At 42.0% G+C, this 15372-nt stretch carries 10 protein-coding genes; 2 read left to right on the top strand and 8 right to left on the bottom strand.

The window, feature by feature from the left end:
• Window positions 1–184: 184 nt before the first annotated feature.
• Window positions 185–2884 carry a hypothetical protein gene (locus AB5217_RS07345; protein ID WP_195647452.1) on the bottom strand — a complete coding sequence of 900 codons (2700 nt, stop codon included), beginning with the start codon at window positions 2882–2884 and terminating at the stop codon, window positions 185–187.
• A gap of 219 nt (window positions 2885–3103) precedes the next feature.
• Between AB5217_RS07345 and AB5217_RS07340 the strand changes: the two genes are divergently transcribed.
• Both AB5217_RS07340 and AB5217_RS07335 read left to right on the top strand, forming a co-directional pair.
• On the top strand, window positions 3104–5536 hold the full coding sequence (locus tag AB5217_RS07340; protein ID WP_195647454.1) for an ATP-binding protein: 2433 nt from the start codon (window positions 3104–3106) through the stop codon (window positions 5534–5536).
• A 114-nt stretch (window positions 5537–5650) separates the two neighbouring features.
• On the top strand, window positions 5651–6181 hold the full coding sequence (locus AB5217_RS07335) for a GNAT family N-acetyltransferase (protein ID WP_195647456.1): 531 nt from the start codon (window positions 5651–5653) through the stop codon (window positions 6179–6181).
• A 444-nt stretch (window positions 6182–6625) separates the two neighbouring features.
• Here the strand turns inward: AB5217_RS07335 and AB5217_RS07330 are convergent, their stop codons facing one another.
• From AB5217_RS07330 to AB5217_RS07300, 7 genes are read right to left on the bottom strand one after another with little or no spacing between them, the layout of a single operon-like run.
• Window positions 6626–7861, bottom strand: a complete 1236-nt coding sequence (locus AB5217_RS07330) for an MFS transporter (protein WP_004296058.1) — start codon at window positions 7859–7861, stop codon at window positions 6626–6628.
• 36 nt (window positions 7862–7897) lie between these two features.
• Complete coding sequence (locus AB5217_RS07325) at window positions 7898–8344, bottom strand: YhcH/YjgK/YiaL family protein (RefSeq protein WP_004296059.1); 447 nt, start codon at window positions 8342–8344, stop codon at window positions 7898–7900.
• Window positions 8341–9543 carry an AGE family epimerase/isomerase gene (locus AB5217_RS07320; protein ID WP_195647458.1) on the bottom strand — a complete coding sequence of 401 codons (1203 nt, stop codon included), beginning with the start codon at window positions 9541–9543 and terminating at the stop codon, window positions 8341–8343. The genes AB5217_RS07325 and AB5217_RS07320 overlap by 4 nt, the downstream gene beginning before the upstream one ends.
• Window positions 9544–9554: 11 nt before the next feature.
• The gene (locus AB5217_RS07315; protein ID WP_195647460.1) at window positions 9555–10472 is read right to left on the bottom strand and encodes a dihydrodipicolinate synthase family protein; all 918 of its coding nucleotides are present in this window, start codon (window positions 10470–10472) and stop codon (window positions 9555–9557) included.
• 31 nt (window positions 10473–10503) lie between these two features.
• Window positions 10504–12057, bottom strand: coding sequence for a hypothetical protein (locus AB5217_RS07310; RefSeq protein WP_195647461.1), 1554 nt, complete (start codon window positions 12055–12057; stop codon window positions 10504–10506).
• Window positions 12058–12079: 22 nt separating this feature from the next.
• Window positions 12080–13651, bottom strand: a complete 1572-nt coding sequence (locus tag AB5217_RS07305) for a PQQ-binding-like beta-propeller repeat protein (RefSeq protein ID WP_394811995.1) — start codon at window positions 13649–13651, stop codon at window positions 12080–12082.
• Between the two features lie 3 nt (window positions 13652–13654).
• A complete protein-coding gene (locus AB5217_RS07300) occupies window positions 13655–15367 on the bottom strand; it encodes a hypothetical protein (RefSeq protein WP_195647465.1) in 1713 nt (570 codons plus the stop codon).
• Window positions 15368–15372: the final 5 nt, after the last annotated feature.

Here is a 15372-nt window from a genome sequence, read left to right as displayed (position 1 = left end):
AATTGTATACAGTTCCGCCCTTTCAGGGCTTGTGGCTGGTGTGTTTTTTTCGTAGGGCGTTGCCCTACGCTATAGAATTAAGCCCTTTCAGGGCACCCCAATAAATATATAATTGTAAGGCTTTCAGCCTAACTGCAAAATTCCCATTTAACCGCTAAATTCTCATTTAACCGATAAATTCCCATTAATAAAACAACCAATCCATTGTCTCTTCATCCCCGGCAAGCCCTGCATTACGCACTTTCGTTTCCGCAGCCGTGAATCCCAACACTTGCAGATAGCCTTTGGGTAACATCAACGTATGCTTTCCAGCCGGAAAACTATATGCATGCACATTTGCCAAAGGCATTCCGTTGATACGGACAGCATTCGTCAACACAGGTTCCGCTTGACCGTAATCATTGGCTGACGCATCGATTTCCAGTTTCGGAGCTTTTGCATACTTTTTCTGGTCGTCTTTGAAATAGGCTACTAATAATTTCACCGGAGCATCTGTTTCGAAAGTGATACTCGTGCCTTTCTCTCTCTGCTCGTTTCCATTGAAACGAAGCGCTTTCATTCCTTTTAATTCAGGAGCTACTGCTTCTATCTTACTTGGAACATCCATAAATAAAGAAATACCCTCATCCATTTTCACTGTCGGATAATTAGAAATCAGTTTCACGTTTGCAGGAGTCCAGGCAGCAATCTCGACAGTTTCAGTCACCGCATTTCCATTCTGTTTTTCTTTCAACAAAGCGAGGTTGGCTTTGAAATTTTCCAATTCCTTCTCATAGTGTACCAGCAGTTCTTTCCAAGTCTTGTTCTTTCCATCATCTCCACCGATAGGAATACGACGTTGGGCAGTCTGCATACTGTTGGCATACAAGTAATGTTCATCCGTCAGTTCCACCAATTTGCGATAGTGTTCCAGACTTTGTTCCATCAAAGGAATAGCTTCTTCAAGATTCTTAATCTCTTTTCCCCATTGATAATCCAATACCAGTTTGGCAGCTTTCACTTTCAGGTTGAACGCATACGCAAATTCACGATAACAATGCATATCATTCTGCAAACGTGCAAATTCATCCTTATTTGAAGAGACGGAACCTGCTGCTTTATCAATAGCCGCTACTGCTTTATCTCCATGTTCTATTACTTGAGCAACAATATCCAAAGGCATTTCACCTACATGAGGTTGCTTTTTCCATTCTTTCTCTACATACTCTATCAGCTTCTCCCCTTCCGGTCCGCAACTTTCATAGAATCCCGGATAGATCGTATATTTGTACGGATTGACAAGCTGACTCATAAACATACCCAGTAATAACGTTTGGCGATTTCCCTCTGTAATACCAAAACGACGTAACAACTTCGGAGCAATCTCTCCGCTTTCTTCGTATGCTACACGGATATTACTTGCATTTTCGTCAGAGGTTCCGTAGAACTTGCCCAACTGATGGTCCCAGTAACCCATTTCATCTGTACGATCTCGGTGGCAATTCCACGCATAGCGTCCCCACGTCTGATACCAGATCCAATCACGATCCAACTGGAATTCACGTTCATTGTTCGGTAATTTGTCAGCCGTATAAGGCCAGTCCCAATATGAAGCCTGCGGATAAAGGTGCAACGCATTGGCACCGTGTACATTGTGCATGGCAGTGACCGCCTTTTGTACGAAATCCGGAGAACCCCAGCGGAACGGTTCCAAATTTGCCAGGATATGTACGTTACTGATATGAATGGAACCCAACGAACTCAAATCCGTATGAATTTTCGACCAGGGACCACGAGGTTCGTAGGTAGTCAACGATTCACCATTATACTTATGCATCGTATAAAGATTCTTATAGAGCGGCAAGGCAGCGTCCATCACCAGTTTGCAGTCCGTGTCGTGCGCACGCAACAAAAGAGGCGGTTCATCCGTACGTCCCAATGCCTGTAATCCGTCTTTCACTCCCGGAATAATTGTTTTAGTAAACCATTCCACATCGTCCTCCACTGTACACATCGCTTCACCCAGACAAACAAGTAATCCTACATTGGGATACTTTTCAATGAAAGCGGCAATACTCTTGCGTGTATAATCGGCAATCAGAGGAGTAATAGGACGGTTACGGTCCTGTGTTTTCAGTCTGTAATGCTCTGCAAAAGGTTTGGAAAGAATGATATTATAAAACATCTGTATGACAAAGATACCGCGCTTGTCCGCTTCTTCCGTGAGGAAAGAGAACATTTCTTCATTCATTTTGAATGTTTCTTCATCTACTTCCAGCGCAAACGGATAATCTTCCAGTTTCACCAATGACGCAAACGGATGGCCATTCCAAAGGTACAGCGAATTCATGCGGTTGGCAACCAACATATCCAAGTATTTAATCCACTGTTCTTTATCATAAAACCAGGGGAAACTTTCCGGCGTATACGGATATTCGTACACACCATGTCCCGGCAGGTAGGTCATCTTCTGTAATCCTACACATGCACCACGCAATACCATTTCAGGACCGTCTTTCAGTTCCTCCGGGAAGTTCAACTTACCATCCGAATCATTCACACGGTCAATCAGTTCATGGCATCCGTAAATGACACCACTCCCATCCCTGCCGGACACTTTGGTCAGATTGCCCGTCGTCGAAATATGAAAACCTTCTTTCTTGAGCGTCGTGTCATTTACTTCCGTCAACAGAATCGTTTTGATTTCGGGATCGGAGAATGTCGTGTCTCCCTGTTGCATCATTACCTGATAACCGGCTTTATCCAAGGTAGTCTGTAACTGCTCCGCACCAAACAGAACACGATTTGACGCATCCGGCGGAGTCATAATCTTCACGGTTTGCCTGCCACACGCTGCCAAAAAAAGTGTGCATGCCGCAAACATGAATAATCTGGTATTTTTCATTCTTCTGATATATATTATAGATTATATAATTCATTTCTTCACTAAGAGCAAGACGAAATAATCCCCTGTTTGTACTCATTCGTCTCTTTTTCCACTTTTCAGCACCAAATTTCCACTTTCATCCTGCTGTGATATGCAAACACCTCATTATTTAAAAGTTATGCTTATCTTTGCCGGCTAGTGTCTTATAATATAAAACAGAAAACAAGAGCAAACAATATGAAAGAACAAACAAATTATGACTATGAAAAATACGTTCAGATAGCACAGATGGCCAAAATGGGATGGTGGGAGTCAGATTTGAAGAATAAAGAATATATCTGCTCTGACTTTATTGTTGACTTACTCGGCCTTGAAAGTAACCGCATCAGTTTCACCGAATTCCACCAAAGAATACGTGAAGACCACCGACTGCGTCTTAAAAATGAATATATGTCTCTTTCTTATCTGGAGACATACGAACAAATGTTCCCAATCCGGGCAAAAGACGGGGAAATATGGGTGTACTCTAAGATTAATTTCCAAAAGCCCGATAAAGAGGGATATAGGAACATGACAGGCTTTCTGCAATATATTGACAGACCGATCGATACTACGAATGGAAACATTGATTTCTTTCAAGTAAGCAATTTGCTTTACCAACAAACTAATATTTCATATTCATTGCTTGCTTTTCTGCAATGTGATGATGTCGCTCAAGTGGTTAACAAGACATTAGGAGATCTTCTTCACCAATTTTTGGGCGATCGTATCTATATCTTCGAAATAAACAGAAAAGAACAACGCCAGGATTGCACTTATGAGGTTACCGCCGAAGGAATATCCAAGGAACAGGAGTTCTTGAGCAATATTCCCTGGGACCCTTCTACCTGGTGGAATCATCAGATAGCTGAAAGAAGGGCTATCATACTGAACACGCTGGACGATATGCCCGAAGAAGCTGCGGAATATCGTCAGACGTTGGAGATGCAGGATATCAAGTCACTGATGGTAGTTCCGCTAATCTCTAAAGAAGAGGTATGGGGCTATATGGGAATTGATATGGTAAGAACGCAGCGTAGCTGGAGCAATGTGGATTATCAATGCTTCTCCTCCCTTGCTAATATTATCAGTATTTGCATCGAATTGCGAAAGTCGGAGTTACAAGCCAAAGAAGATCGTCTAGCTTTGGACAACAGCGAGAAGATATTGAGAAACATCTATAAGAATCTTCCGGCAGGCGTCGAACTTTACGACAAAGACGGTTATCTGGTAGATATTAATGATAAAGAGCTTGAAATATTCGGCTTGTCTGACAAGAATGAGGCATTGGGAGTTAATCTGTTCGATAATCCCAATATTCCTTCAGAGGTTAAAGAGAGATTGAGAGCGAAAGAAGATGTAAATTTCTCCATCAATTATGACTTCTCCAAAATAAATCAATATGTAGATAGCCGGAGAAATGGGATTATTAATCTTAACACTAAAGTTACTGCTCTCTATGATTCTCAAAATCGATTTATCAACTATCTGTTTATCAATATAGATACGACGGAAACGACCAATGCATACACCAAGATACAGGAGTTTGAGAATCTGTTTCTTCTCATCGGTGATTACGCCAAGGTAGGATTTGCTCATTTCAATATATTGACAAGAGACGGATATGCCCAAGATACATGGTACAGGAATTTGGGAGAGAAAGAAGGTATTCCCATGCCACAGGTTATCGGAGTATATGCACATGTGGTTCCTGAAGATCAGGCTGTTCTGAAAAACTTTGTAGGTGAAGTGAAAACGGGAAAGGCAACCAGTTTGCGTAAAGAAGTTCGTGTATGCAGGGAGAATGGCAAATATACATGGACCAGCATTAACGTAATGGTCAGAGATTATCGTCCGCAAGACGGCATTATTGAGATGTTGTGTATCAATTATGACATCACGCCTTTGAAAGAAACTGAACAGAAATTGATTATTGCCCGTGATAAAGCGGAAGAACTGGATCGTCTGAAATCGGCTTTCCTGGCTAACATGAGTCATGAGATCCGTACTCCTCTCAATGCTATTGTCGGCTTTTCCAGTCTTCTGGCAGAAACGGATAGCAGAAGCGAACGGCAGGAATATATCAAGATTGTGCAAGAGAATAATGAACTTCTCTTGCAACTGATATCGGACATTCTCGATCTTTCGAAAATCGAAGCGGGAACATTCAATTTTGTATATACCAATGTGGATGTAAACGAGACTTGTTCTGAAATTATCAAATCAATGGGTATGAAAGTGGGTAAAGGTGTTGAACTGATTTTAGAGGAACCATTCCCGGAATGTTATATCTATACGGATAAAAACAGATTCACCCAAGTAATCAGTAACTTTATAAATAACGCGTTAAAGTTCACCCAACAAGGCAGTATCACCCTGGGATATGAACAAGTACCCCATCAGAAAATAAAATTCTATGTGCGCGACACCGGAATGGGAATACCGGAAGAAAAGCAAAAGAGCGTATTTGAACGTTTTGTGAAGCTGAATACTTTTGTTCAGGGTACAGGACTGGGACTTTCTATCTGTAAGAGCATTGTTTCCCAAATGGGAGGAGAAATTGGCGTGGATTCGACCGAAGGAGTAGGCTCCTGCTTCTGGTTTACACATCCGTATCACGCTGCTGACTAGACTGACTATATGTGAAAGGGGGTATTCAATGAATGATGGTTAATACTTATAATAACGAATAACTTCCAATAAGGAAAAAGAATTGTACCTTTGCATTTTATTATTATCATAGTTATGCAAAAGTATATAGAAACACCCCGTCTGATTCTCCGCGACTGGAAAGAAGAAGACATCCCGTTTTTTGCCCGTATGAATGCCGATCCGAATGTGATGGAGTTTTTTCTTAATTCATTGTCATCGGAAGAATCATTTGCCTTTTATCAGCGTATTCAAAATGAGTTCCAAACCTGTGGCTTCGGTTTGTATGCTGTAGAACGAAAAGAAGATCATGCTTTTATGGGCTATACCGGACTACATCAGATTACATTTGATGTAGACTTTGCTCCGGGCATAGAAATAGGCTGGCGGTTAGCACACGAATATTGGGGACAGGGTTATGCTCCTGAAGCTGCAACAGCTTGTTTGGAATATACACGCAATAAAACGGATATAAAAGAACTCTTTTCTTTTACTTCCCTTCTCAACCAACGGTCAGAACGTGTAATGCAGAAAATAGGAATGGAACGAATGAGGGAATTCGATCATCCGCTTGTCCCTGGTGAGCATCCGTTGTGCAGGCATGTGTTGTATCACATCAAATTTTAAAATGCTATTGACTTTCCTCTTTTAATTTCGTATATTTGCAATAACCAATTAGCAGACAACAGATATGATATATACAAAAATAAAGACATAAAGAGAATTTACAGAAACATAAATATGTGTCTGAAAGAATAGAAATGGGGTGAAATCTACATAGATTTCACCCCATTTTGTTTAATATATTCGTATCTACTTAGTGAATTATCCCGAATATCGTTTATTATAAATGTAAGACCCGTTTATAATAAACTGTTTCATTATTTATTAAAAATGCAAATTGAGTTTATTAGCATCCTGTATAATAAAAAGAAAACAGTTTAAGAGTAAGAATAGTACGAATACAATATTTACAAATATATCTATACATTTGAGATAATAAATGAGCTTTACACTAAAATTCTTTTCTTCTTATTACTCATAACACCCCAAACTATAACCATCATTGTATTACTCCATATTATCCGTTTTAGGTCTTAAAAAGTAGATTTGTAGCCCTAATGCAAGTGCAACGACAATACTAAGCATAGCAAATCCTTCGCCCAGACTTCCACCGTCCGTCCATTTTCCCAATAATTGAGTTACTGCAGCTCCTGCAAAAACTCCTGTCATATTCATAATACCATATGCCGTCCCCCTATATTTAGCAGAAACGAACTGGCATAGAATAGGCATATTGTTGGCATCGAAAATACCAAAGCCGATGCCGAACAACAATCCTGCACCTATTACGCTAATGAAACCGTGTCCGAAACCTAACAATAACAGTGCGGGGATAGTCATCCCCAGTCCGATTGCCCCTGTGTAGACACGTCCGCGGATATTCTTCAGCACCCATCTATCCGACAAGAATCCTCCCAATATTACTCCGACAAATGAAGATAGAGCAATGGTAATCGTAGATATTGGTCCTGCCTGTGACATCGGAATATCCAGGTTCTCCGCAAATAGCGTTGGCAACCAGTTCTTTGTAGCCCACCCCGGTAAACTTGGAGCCGCAAAATAAAATAATATCACCCAAAAAGAAATATTTGAAAATAACAGTAACAGCCCTTTTCCAATTGAATTCCCCTTGCTAATGCCATTAGCAACAACCTTTTCTATTTTCATTCGGACAGGATTCTCATGTAGGAAAAAGATAAGAACCACAGAATAAGCAATACCTACAATGCCAAACCAGTGAAAAGTGCTCTGCCAGGAAAATGCAGCGGCTGCCGTAGCTCCAAACCCACCGATTGCCTGACCGACATACAGTCCGGTCATGTGAACTCCAATTGCCAATGAGCGTGATTTGTCCTGATGCCAATCCGCTATCAAGGACAGAGCGGAAGGAATATACAATGCTTCACTAATCCCCATCACTGCACGCAAACCATATAATTGCTCAAACGTCGTGGCATATCCCATCAGGAATGTTACAGCCGACCAAACAAACAAGCTTCCGACAATTAACCATTTACGACTAAGCCTGTCTGCAATAATTCCGGCAACCGGGCTCATAAAGCCGTAAATCCAAAGAAAGACTGCCATTAATGCACCGAAAGCTTCTGCCTTCGTCAGCTCTACAATATCTATTTTCATTGCTTCCTGCATTGTAGAAAGCATTTGTCTATCCATGTAGTTGAGCAACGCTACTACCCAAAGCAACGCAACCACTACCCATGGATAAATATTTTTATTTTTCATGGTAGTTATATTTAAAAGATTTTTGAGACTGTTTACTTAGACTTTTACTTTAGCTATCAGTTTGCGTATCCAGCCTTTACCGATAGCCGGAGCATGGGGGTCCTCCGGATATACAATGACGAATTGTCCGGGCAAGAGATTGATGAAAGTAGTAGGAACGTCACCATATAGGGCACAATCACTCTTTTTATCATAAGCTTGTCTTTCCACTTTTAATTCTTCCAAGGCTTTCCAGCCAATGGTTTCTTTGCCTTCAAGCAATATGTGCACATCAATATAATCGTGATGCAGTTCTAATAAACGCTTTCCTTCAGGAATACATTCGGGATAGATATTATTGACAATCAGATTATCACCATCCAGTCTGATAGTTCCCAGTTCCTCGTGCAACAGATCGTGCGATTTCACATAATCGAAAAGCTGTTTGAACAACGGGTGAAGTTTCTCCACCCGTTGGCTATTTTGTAAATTGGATACAATCATCTTATTTCTTTTTTTATTTCAGACATTATTTCCTCACAAAGCATATATCCTTTTGTCATCATGCGAGGGATATGAAAAGGTCCTTTAAATAAATTTCCTTTTGCCGGCTGGGCGACTGTTCCATCCCGATGGAGATAGCCATACCACTCTCCGTATTCTTTGTCCGGGAAATGTGTATATGTCCACTCGCTGATTTGTTGATGCATCTTCAGGTATTTCTCTTCTTTCGTCATCAGATAGGCATACAGGGTAGCGATAATTGCTTCTGTTTGCGGCCACCAGAATCTCATATCCTGCGCATAGTCCTGCGAAGGAAGATTCCTGCAATCTTTGAAATTGATAATACCGCCGAATTCTTTATCCCAGCCCCACTCCCATGACCAGTCCAGAATCTTCAGCCCCAGTTCTTTTATGTTTTGATCCCTTCCCCGGAGCTTGGATTCTTCCAGCAAAAACCAAGCTGTTTCGATACAATGCCCCGGATTGATGGTACGCCCCATATTGGAGTCTATAAATTCTCCGTTCGGTCCTACGGTTTCCAATAATGCCTTGAACTCCGGATGTAGGAAATCTTTTTCCAGACAGCTAATGGACTCGTCAATCTGCCGTGTCAGACATTCGTCTTGAATAGCTTCCCTGATTCGGGAAGCTACGTTTATCAATATCATGGTAATGGAATGTCCTTTCATGGGGAGCGTATCTGTATATTTGGGAGCAAGCAGTCCGGGAGTTTGCAGGAAATATTGCATACGTTTGAACAGTTCGAGTGCCTTCACCGCATACGTCTTATCCCCCGACGCTATCGAATATTCGGACATCGCTATGGCTGCAAATGACTCGGAGAAAATGTAACGGCGCTTACGTAAAGGGCGACCGTCCGCTGTCACTTCAAAGTACATACGCCCATCCGAATCAAAGCAATACTTCTCTATAAAGTCTAGTGTGCTTTTTGCGGCTTGCAACCATGTCGGATTCTTTTCTATATGATTATAGGCATAGGAACAAGTAAATGCAAAACGCCCCTGAAACCAAACGGATTTTGTACTATCCATTAATGCACCGTCGCGATCTACACAAGTATATATACCACCATTCACTCTATCCAGTCCATACTTTATCCAAAAGGGCATGATATTATTCTGCATATCATCCTTATAGGTATTAGCCCATTGTTGTATATAGTCAGTAATATTCTTCATACGTCCTCCTGTTAGAATTTATTGCAACGTTCGAAGAAACGGATTTCTTCCAGTTCCGCTTTCATTTGTTTTTCTTCGTCAGCGGTCATGTTTTGGAAAGGAGTACGGTTGCCGCCCAAATCAAGTCCGATAAGCTTCATGATACGTTTGCCACCAACAATATTCCCACGGAAATGGCAGATTACGTTAATCACTTCCTGAGAGAAGTTTTGCAATTCACGGGCTTGCTCCAATTCACCGGCTTTCCAGGCATCAATGATACCTACCAGGTTTATACCGTTATAGTTGGTCGTTCCGCCGATTCCGCCTTGCGCCCCTCCCATTGCGAGACAAGGAAGAATGGTTTCATCCTGCCCGTGAAGCATATCGAACTTGCCGTCTTTATACAAACGACATTGATTGTATTCATACAGGCTTTCGAAGGTATATTTGATTCCCGCAAAATTGGGAATACGGTTTTCAACTGCTTTCAGGAAAGCAAGCATCGATAAGAATGCTCCATTGAATGCAGGAATGTGATAATAATAGAAGGGCAGCTTCGGTGCTCCGGCAGCGATTTCTTCGCAGTACTTTACCAATTCTTCTATTCGTCCTATTTTCGGGAAAGGAGGTGCCATTGCACCAATTCCCCAAGCTCCGATTTTCTGCGCATGTTCCGCCAGCATCCGGCTTGACTTTACGCAGCAACTCCCCACGTGTACAATAACCTTAAAGCCATCCGGTGCAACTTCCATCCAACGTTCTGCCAACTTCATTCGTTCTTCATCAGTCAACATATACCCTTCTCCAGAAGAACCGTTGATGAAAACACCTTTCAAGCCATTTTTTACAAGTAGCTTTGCATAGGCTTCGATTGGTTCATAATTTACTTCTCCATTTTCATAAAACGGAGTAAAAGGAGCATTGATTAATCCTATAATCTTTTCCATAATACAGTTTCTTTTTTTAAGTTTAATATATTTAGTTATTTTTCAATTTATCTATGGGGGTATCTATACCCTTGTCTGATAGTCCCGGTCCTCCACCGCCGGTATATCCACCACTTTCGCCTGTTTGCCATGCCGAAATCCAAAATGCATAGATATCCGCCTGATTCAGATAAAACTTCAACCGGACTGTTTTCCCCACCAGTGATGTTACGCCTGGATGTTTTTCCCATGAAATCATCTGTTTCGTTTTATCCGATTTTTTCATTGATATGCAGTCTTTCTTTGTAAATCCTTCCATTGGCTGACCGTTATCATCCAACACTTCTACCGCTAAAGTTCCCTTCACATCTGCATTTACAAACAAATAGTTTCCATTTGCCGGAATCTTAGTTTTTATTTCTACATATCCTTCTTTTCTTCCTGCCCGCATCGAAACAAAACCATCACGACGAAGCATCGCAAGTCCTGTGGCAAAATTGGAATCATGTTTCGGCTTGCTGTTATAGCGTCCACTGACATAAAAATAAAGAGAGTCTCCGACTATCAGAGGGCTACCCGCAGTAGACTGTACATTGCCTGCATTCCATGCATGAAAGTCCTCACTGACAGGAAGAAATGGTTTCTTGTTTTCCCGGTTCCAATGAAAACCGTCTTTGTTCCAACCTATCAGGACTTCATTCCTTTTTTGAATGTTCAGACTGTCACAAACATTGTTCTCCGGTCCCTGCCAAACGGTGAAGTAGCCTAATATACAGCCCTCATACGGCATTGCTTCATGATTGTATATCTGTGGACGCAGTTCGGGAAATTGAGGATGACGCGGATCGTCGTCATCGGCATTAAACCAATAACGGATAAACTTATCACTCTTGTTGTCATATATCCTATGTGCCAGGCTAACCAGCATTTCCGGATCTTCATGTTCCAAATAATTGCGTGAACGCCTATACACTCCATTTATGGTTTTCAATGACAGGACATATTTCTTGCGAAACGGGTCGTAATAAGCCGCACAACGGTCGTACAATTCTCCCGAAAGAGCTTTCGGCTCACTCCAATGGATTCCGTCAGAAGAATATTTGAGTTTCATGCTGACTGTGAAGCGATTATTAAATTCTACAACAAACATTTTATAACGCTTCGTCCGGTCTTTCTCAAATTTATCAAGCAACACGGAAACGCAATCATGCTCTAATGTATCTACGATATTGGTTCCCGGAACAACGTCCAGCTCCGGTTTTATCCAGACTTTCCCGTCGAACGACTCTGCATAGCAAGTGACGAGCCCTAATAACTTCCCGCCACCGGCAGAATACCACATCTTGAATTTTTGCTCTTCCTCATCATACCATACGCCACCGCTAAAAGGGGCGGCATAAGGGTCACCATTTATATTCAACTCCCATTTTTTATCAGCCTTCAATACAGGATTGCCTGAATAATAGACGGGGGAATGATGTATTCGTTGCAGATTTGTTTTCTCAATGAATGTTGTATCCACAAAAAGGATACGTCCTGTTTGCCCGCATACCGAAACATTGCACATTAATAATAAGAAAACTGCCAATAAAGAATATTTCTTCATAATCGTCTACATTTTAAACTACTTACTTTTGCAAACCTGTCCGTTGCGGATTCTGGCCTTTCATCGGCCATGCAGAAGCTGCATAGGAAGTAGCTCCAGATGAGATACATACCATATCAGATGCACCTGCGACAGCTTCTATGCCGATATATAAATATCCTCTTGAATCCATTACCGGACTGGAGGTACATTTAACTCCTAATTCGGCGGATGCAAGCAAACTACCGTCTTGTTTCACAATATAATAGATGGCTTTGTCCGAAATGATGTGGATATATCCTCTGTTATCGATGATTGGCACGCAGTTGCTAACGTCCTCCGTTGTAGCATAATGCCATTTTAAAGAACCGTCCGAATTCAAAGCGAAAACACCTGCCGAAGCTTCACCGGCAACAGTATTTCCACCGTTGGCATAAAGCGTTCCATCCGTACCAATCACAACACCACCGTTAACAATGGCTCCCGGTGTCTTGTACACCCATTTTTCCGTTCCGTCAGGATTCAGAGCTATGATGGCGCCACCTGATGTCAGTTCGGCTACGGTATAAATAGTTCCGTCCGTTCCTACTGTGTACGAGTTTCCTTTCAATGCTGTACCACCCAAATCTTTCTGATAGACAAACTTTTGAGTACCGGTAGCAAAATCATAACCGAAATACCCCGTATTCTTGGAAGAGCCGAAATAGACAGTTCCGTCTTTGGACAGAGACATACCGGACAACACTTCTACATCTAAAGCTATTTCTTTGACTACATCACCGGCAGGACTTAATACGATTAGTTTCTTTCCTCTATGTCCGAAGTAGATATTACCAGATGCGTCAATAGCCGGAGTAACAGCATATAAATTAGAATCGGCAGCTTTGTATGCCCATTTTCTACTACCATTGCTTCCTATGGCAAATAAGAATAAAGCACGGGGATGTTCAGTGGTAGCCGGCTTCAAATCGCGGACCACAATATACACATCTCCATTCGGTCCTACTGCCGGACTTGCATATACCATGCTTGCCCCACCACCCGGATTCAGTTCATTCATGTTGGCGGTTATGTCAAATGCCCATTTTTGTGTCCCATTTTCCGTATCATAAGCATAAAGTTTCACGTCAAATGCTCCTGTGGAAGTCTGGTCGGTAATCATATAAACCGTTTTACCATCAGCCGACAATGCAGGTGAGACTGTACTTTCAATAGGTCCGCCCATTTCTTTCTGCCACATTACATTGATTGCTTTAGCGGGATCCAAGATGGTAAGGTCTTTCTTGGCTGTCGCGCTCAAGCCGTTATCATCAGTCACCGTCAGTTTAATGGTAAATGTACCGTCCGATTGATAAACGAAAGTTGGATTCTGTTCCGTCGAGACGGATTTTTTTGTATCGCCAAACTCCCATAACCATGCTACTATCCGGCTTCCTTCATCGGGTATGGAAGCATCTTTAAAAACAGCGGTCTGTCCCAGTTCGTACATATTCTCACCAATGGTAAAGTCTGCCTTTGCCGCAGTGTGATAATATACCTTATCCTCTTCGCAAGAAGAAAATGCAAGAATACAAATCAATGATAATAAATAAGCTAATCTGTTCATAGTATTCATTTTTTAATTGGTTTTATCTATTCCGGAAATATTCAACCCGGGACCTCCGCCAGCGGTGTATCCCATACTCTCTCCATTCGCAGAAGGAGAAATCCAAAAAGCAAATATTTCACCGTTATCAATATAGAATTTCACTTTCAGTTGTTTGTTCTTCAAAGAGGCTAATGAAGCGTTGCCTGTCCATTCTATCTTCGCTTTTACATTATCCCCTTTAAAGGCTTTGCACTCATCTTTTGAGAATCCTTCGATTACTTTATTATTGGGATCTAAAAGTTCCACTTTCATTTCTCCCGTGACATTGGCATTGACAAAGAAGTACGAACCGTCAAATTTCAGTAAGGAAGTTTGCAACTCTCCTGTTCCTTTCATAGATGCAAATCCATCGCGACGAAGCATGGCAAGCCCGGTAGTGGTAATCTCTTGAGTGCCTCTCAAACGACGACCGCTCAGATAGAAATAGAGTTTGTCACCTACTATTAACGGTGCTCCGGCTACGGATTGCAGGTTACCTTGATTCCATGCGTCCGAGGTGGTCGTATTTACGGCATGGAAAGGATTCATATCCTCACGGAACCAACTGTAACCGTCACGGCTATATCCTACCATAACTTGATTTCTCTTGATTACGTTGTCCGAAGCACAAACATCATTTTCCGGCCCTTGCCAAACGGAGAAGAATCCCAGCATAATGCTTTCATAAGGCGTGGCATCCTGATTATATATCGCAGGCGCTATATTCGGATAGTCTGTATGGTGTTGCTCATTAGCCCACGGACCAAACCAGAATGCACTCAATAATGCTTCCGCTTTCTTTGTTCCGGCTTCCGGATCGGTGTTTTCATTATAATCCCTCGCACGTACCAGCTTATTCGCATCCACCCGAACATTATGCCGCATACTATATACCCAAACGTTTCTGAAAGGATTTTTATATACTGTTGAACGGTCGGCAATCGGTTCCGATTGAACTGCGGCACGCCAGACTTTGCCGTCCGGGGAAGTCTTGTAATGGTATCTCCATTTCCCGGATTCACGGGCAACTAAAAACATCTTGTATCTTTTCGAAGCATTACCTTCCTGTTTATCCAGCCAAATAACAGACGCGTCACGTTCTGAGTTATAGTCAACGATATTTGTTCCGGCTACAATGGAAAGAGTGGGTTTTGTCCAGTGAATACCGTCCGTTGATTCCGCATAACAAGTCACTCCTGCTCCGCTAGTTGCATAGGAGCCACCACCTGCCATGTACCACATTTTGTATTTTCCTTCCTTTTCGTCATACCATACCCCGTCGCTGAAAGGAGCGGCGAATGCCGCACCTTTTGTTCCGGTTTTCTCCCAATCCTGTTCTGGTGTCAGTATCGGATTGCCTGAATAATATTCAGGATAATAGAACGTACGTTTCAGATTAGTGGATTCTATCAGGAAATTGTCTACAAATAACTGGCGTCCTACCGAGATATTAATAACAGAAGGTTTATCCGACAGATAAAAAGGTGACATTCCTTTTTCCAGTTCAGACGAAGATGAACGTACCGGCGGCCACTGTTCGGGCAGACGAATACCATTGTACAATAGCCGTGAATCTACCGGCTCTTCGCTAGGGGGAGCCACTACCGGGGGATTATTATCTCCATCCGGAGTATCATCACTGCCACCGCAAGCTATCAGCATACAAGGCAGGAAAAATAGTAATGTATAAAATAAACGTTTCATAGTCA

The sequence above is a fragment of the Bacteroides sp. MSSM.1001136sp1_RTP21357st2_D2_RTP21359_211015 genome (assembly GCF_040913205.1).
In the GTDB taxonomy this organism is placed as follows: Bacteria; Bacteroidota; Bacteroidia; order Bacteroidales; family Bacteroidaceae; genus Bacteroides; species Bacteroides ovatus.
This window is presented reverse-complemented; position numbering and strand designations above follow the sequence as displayed.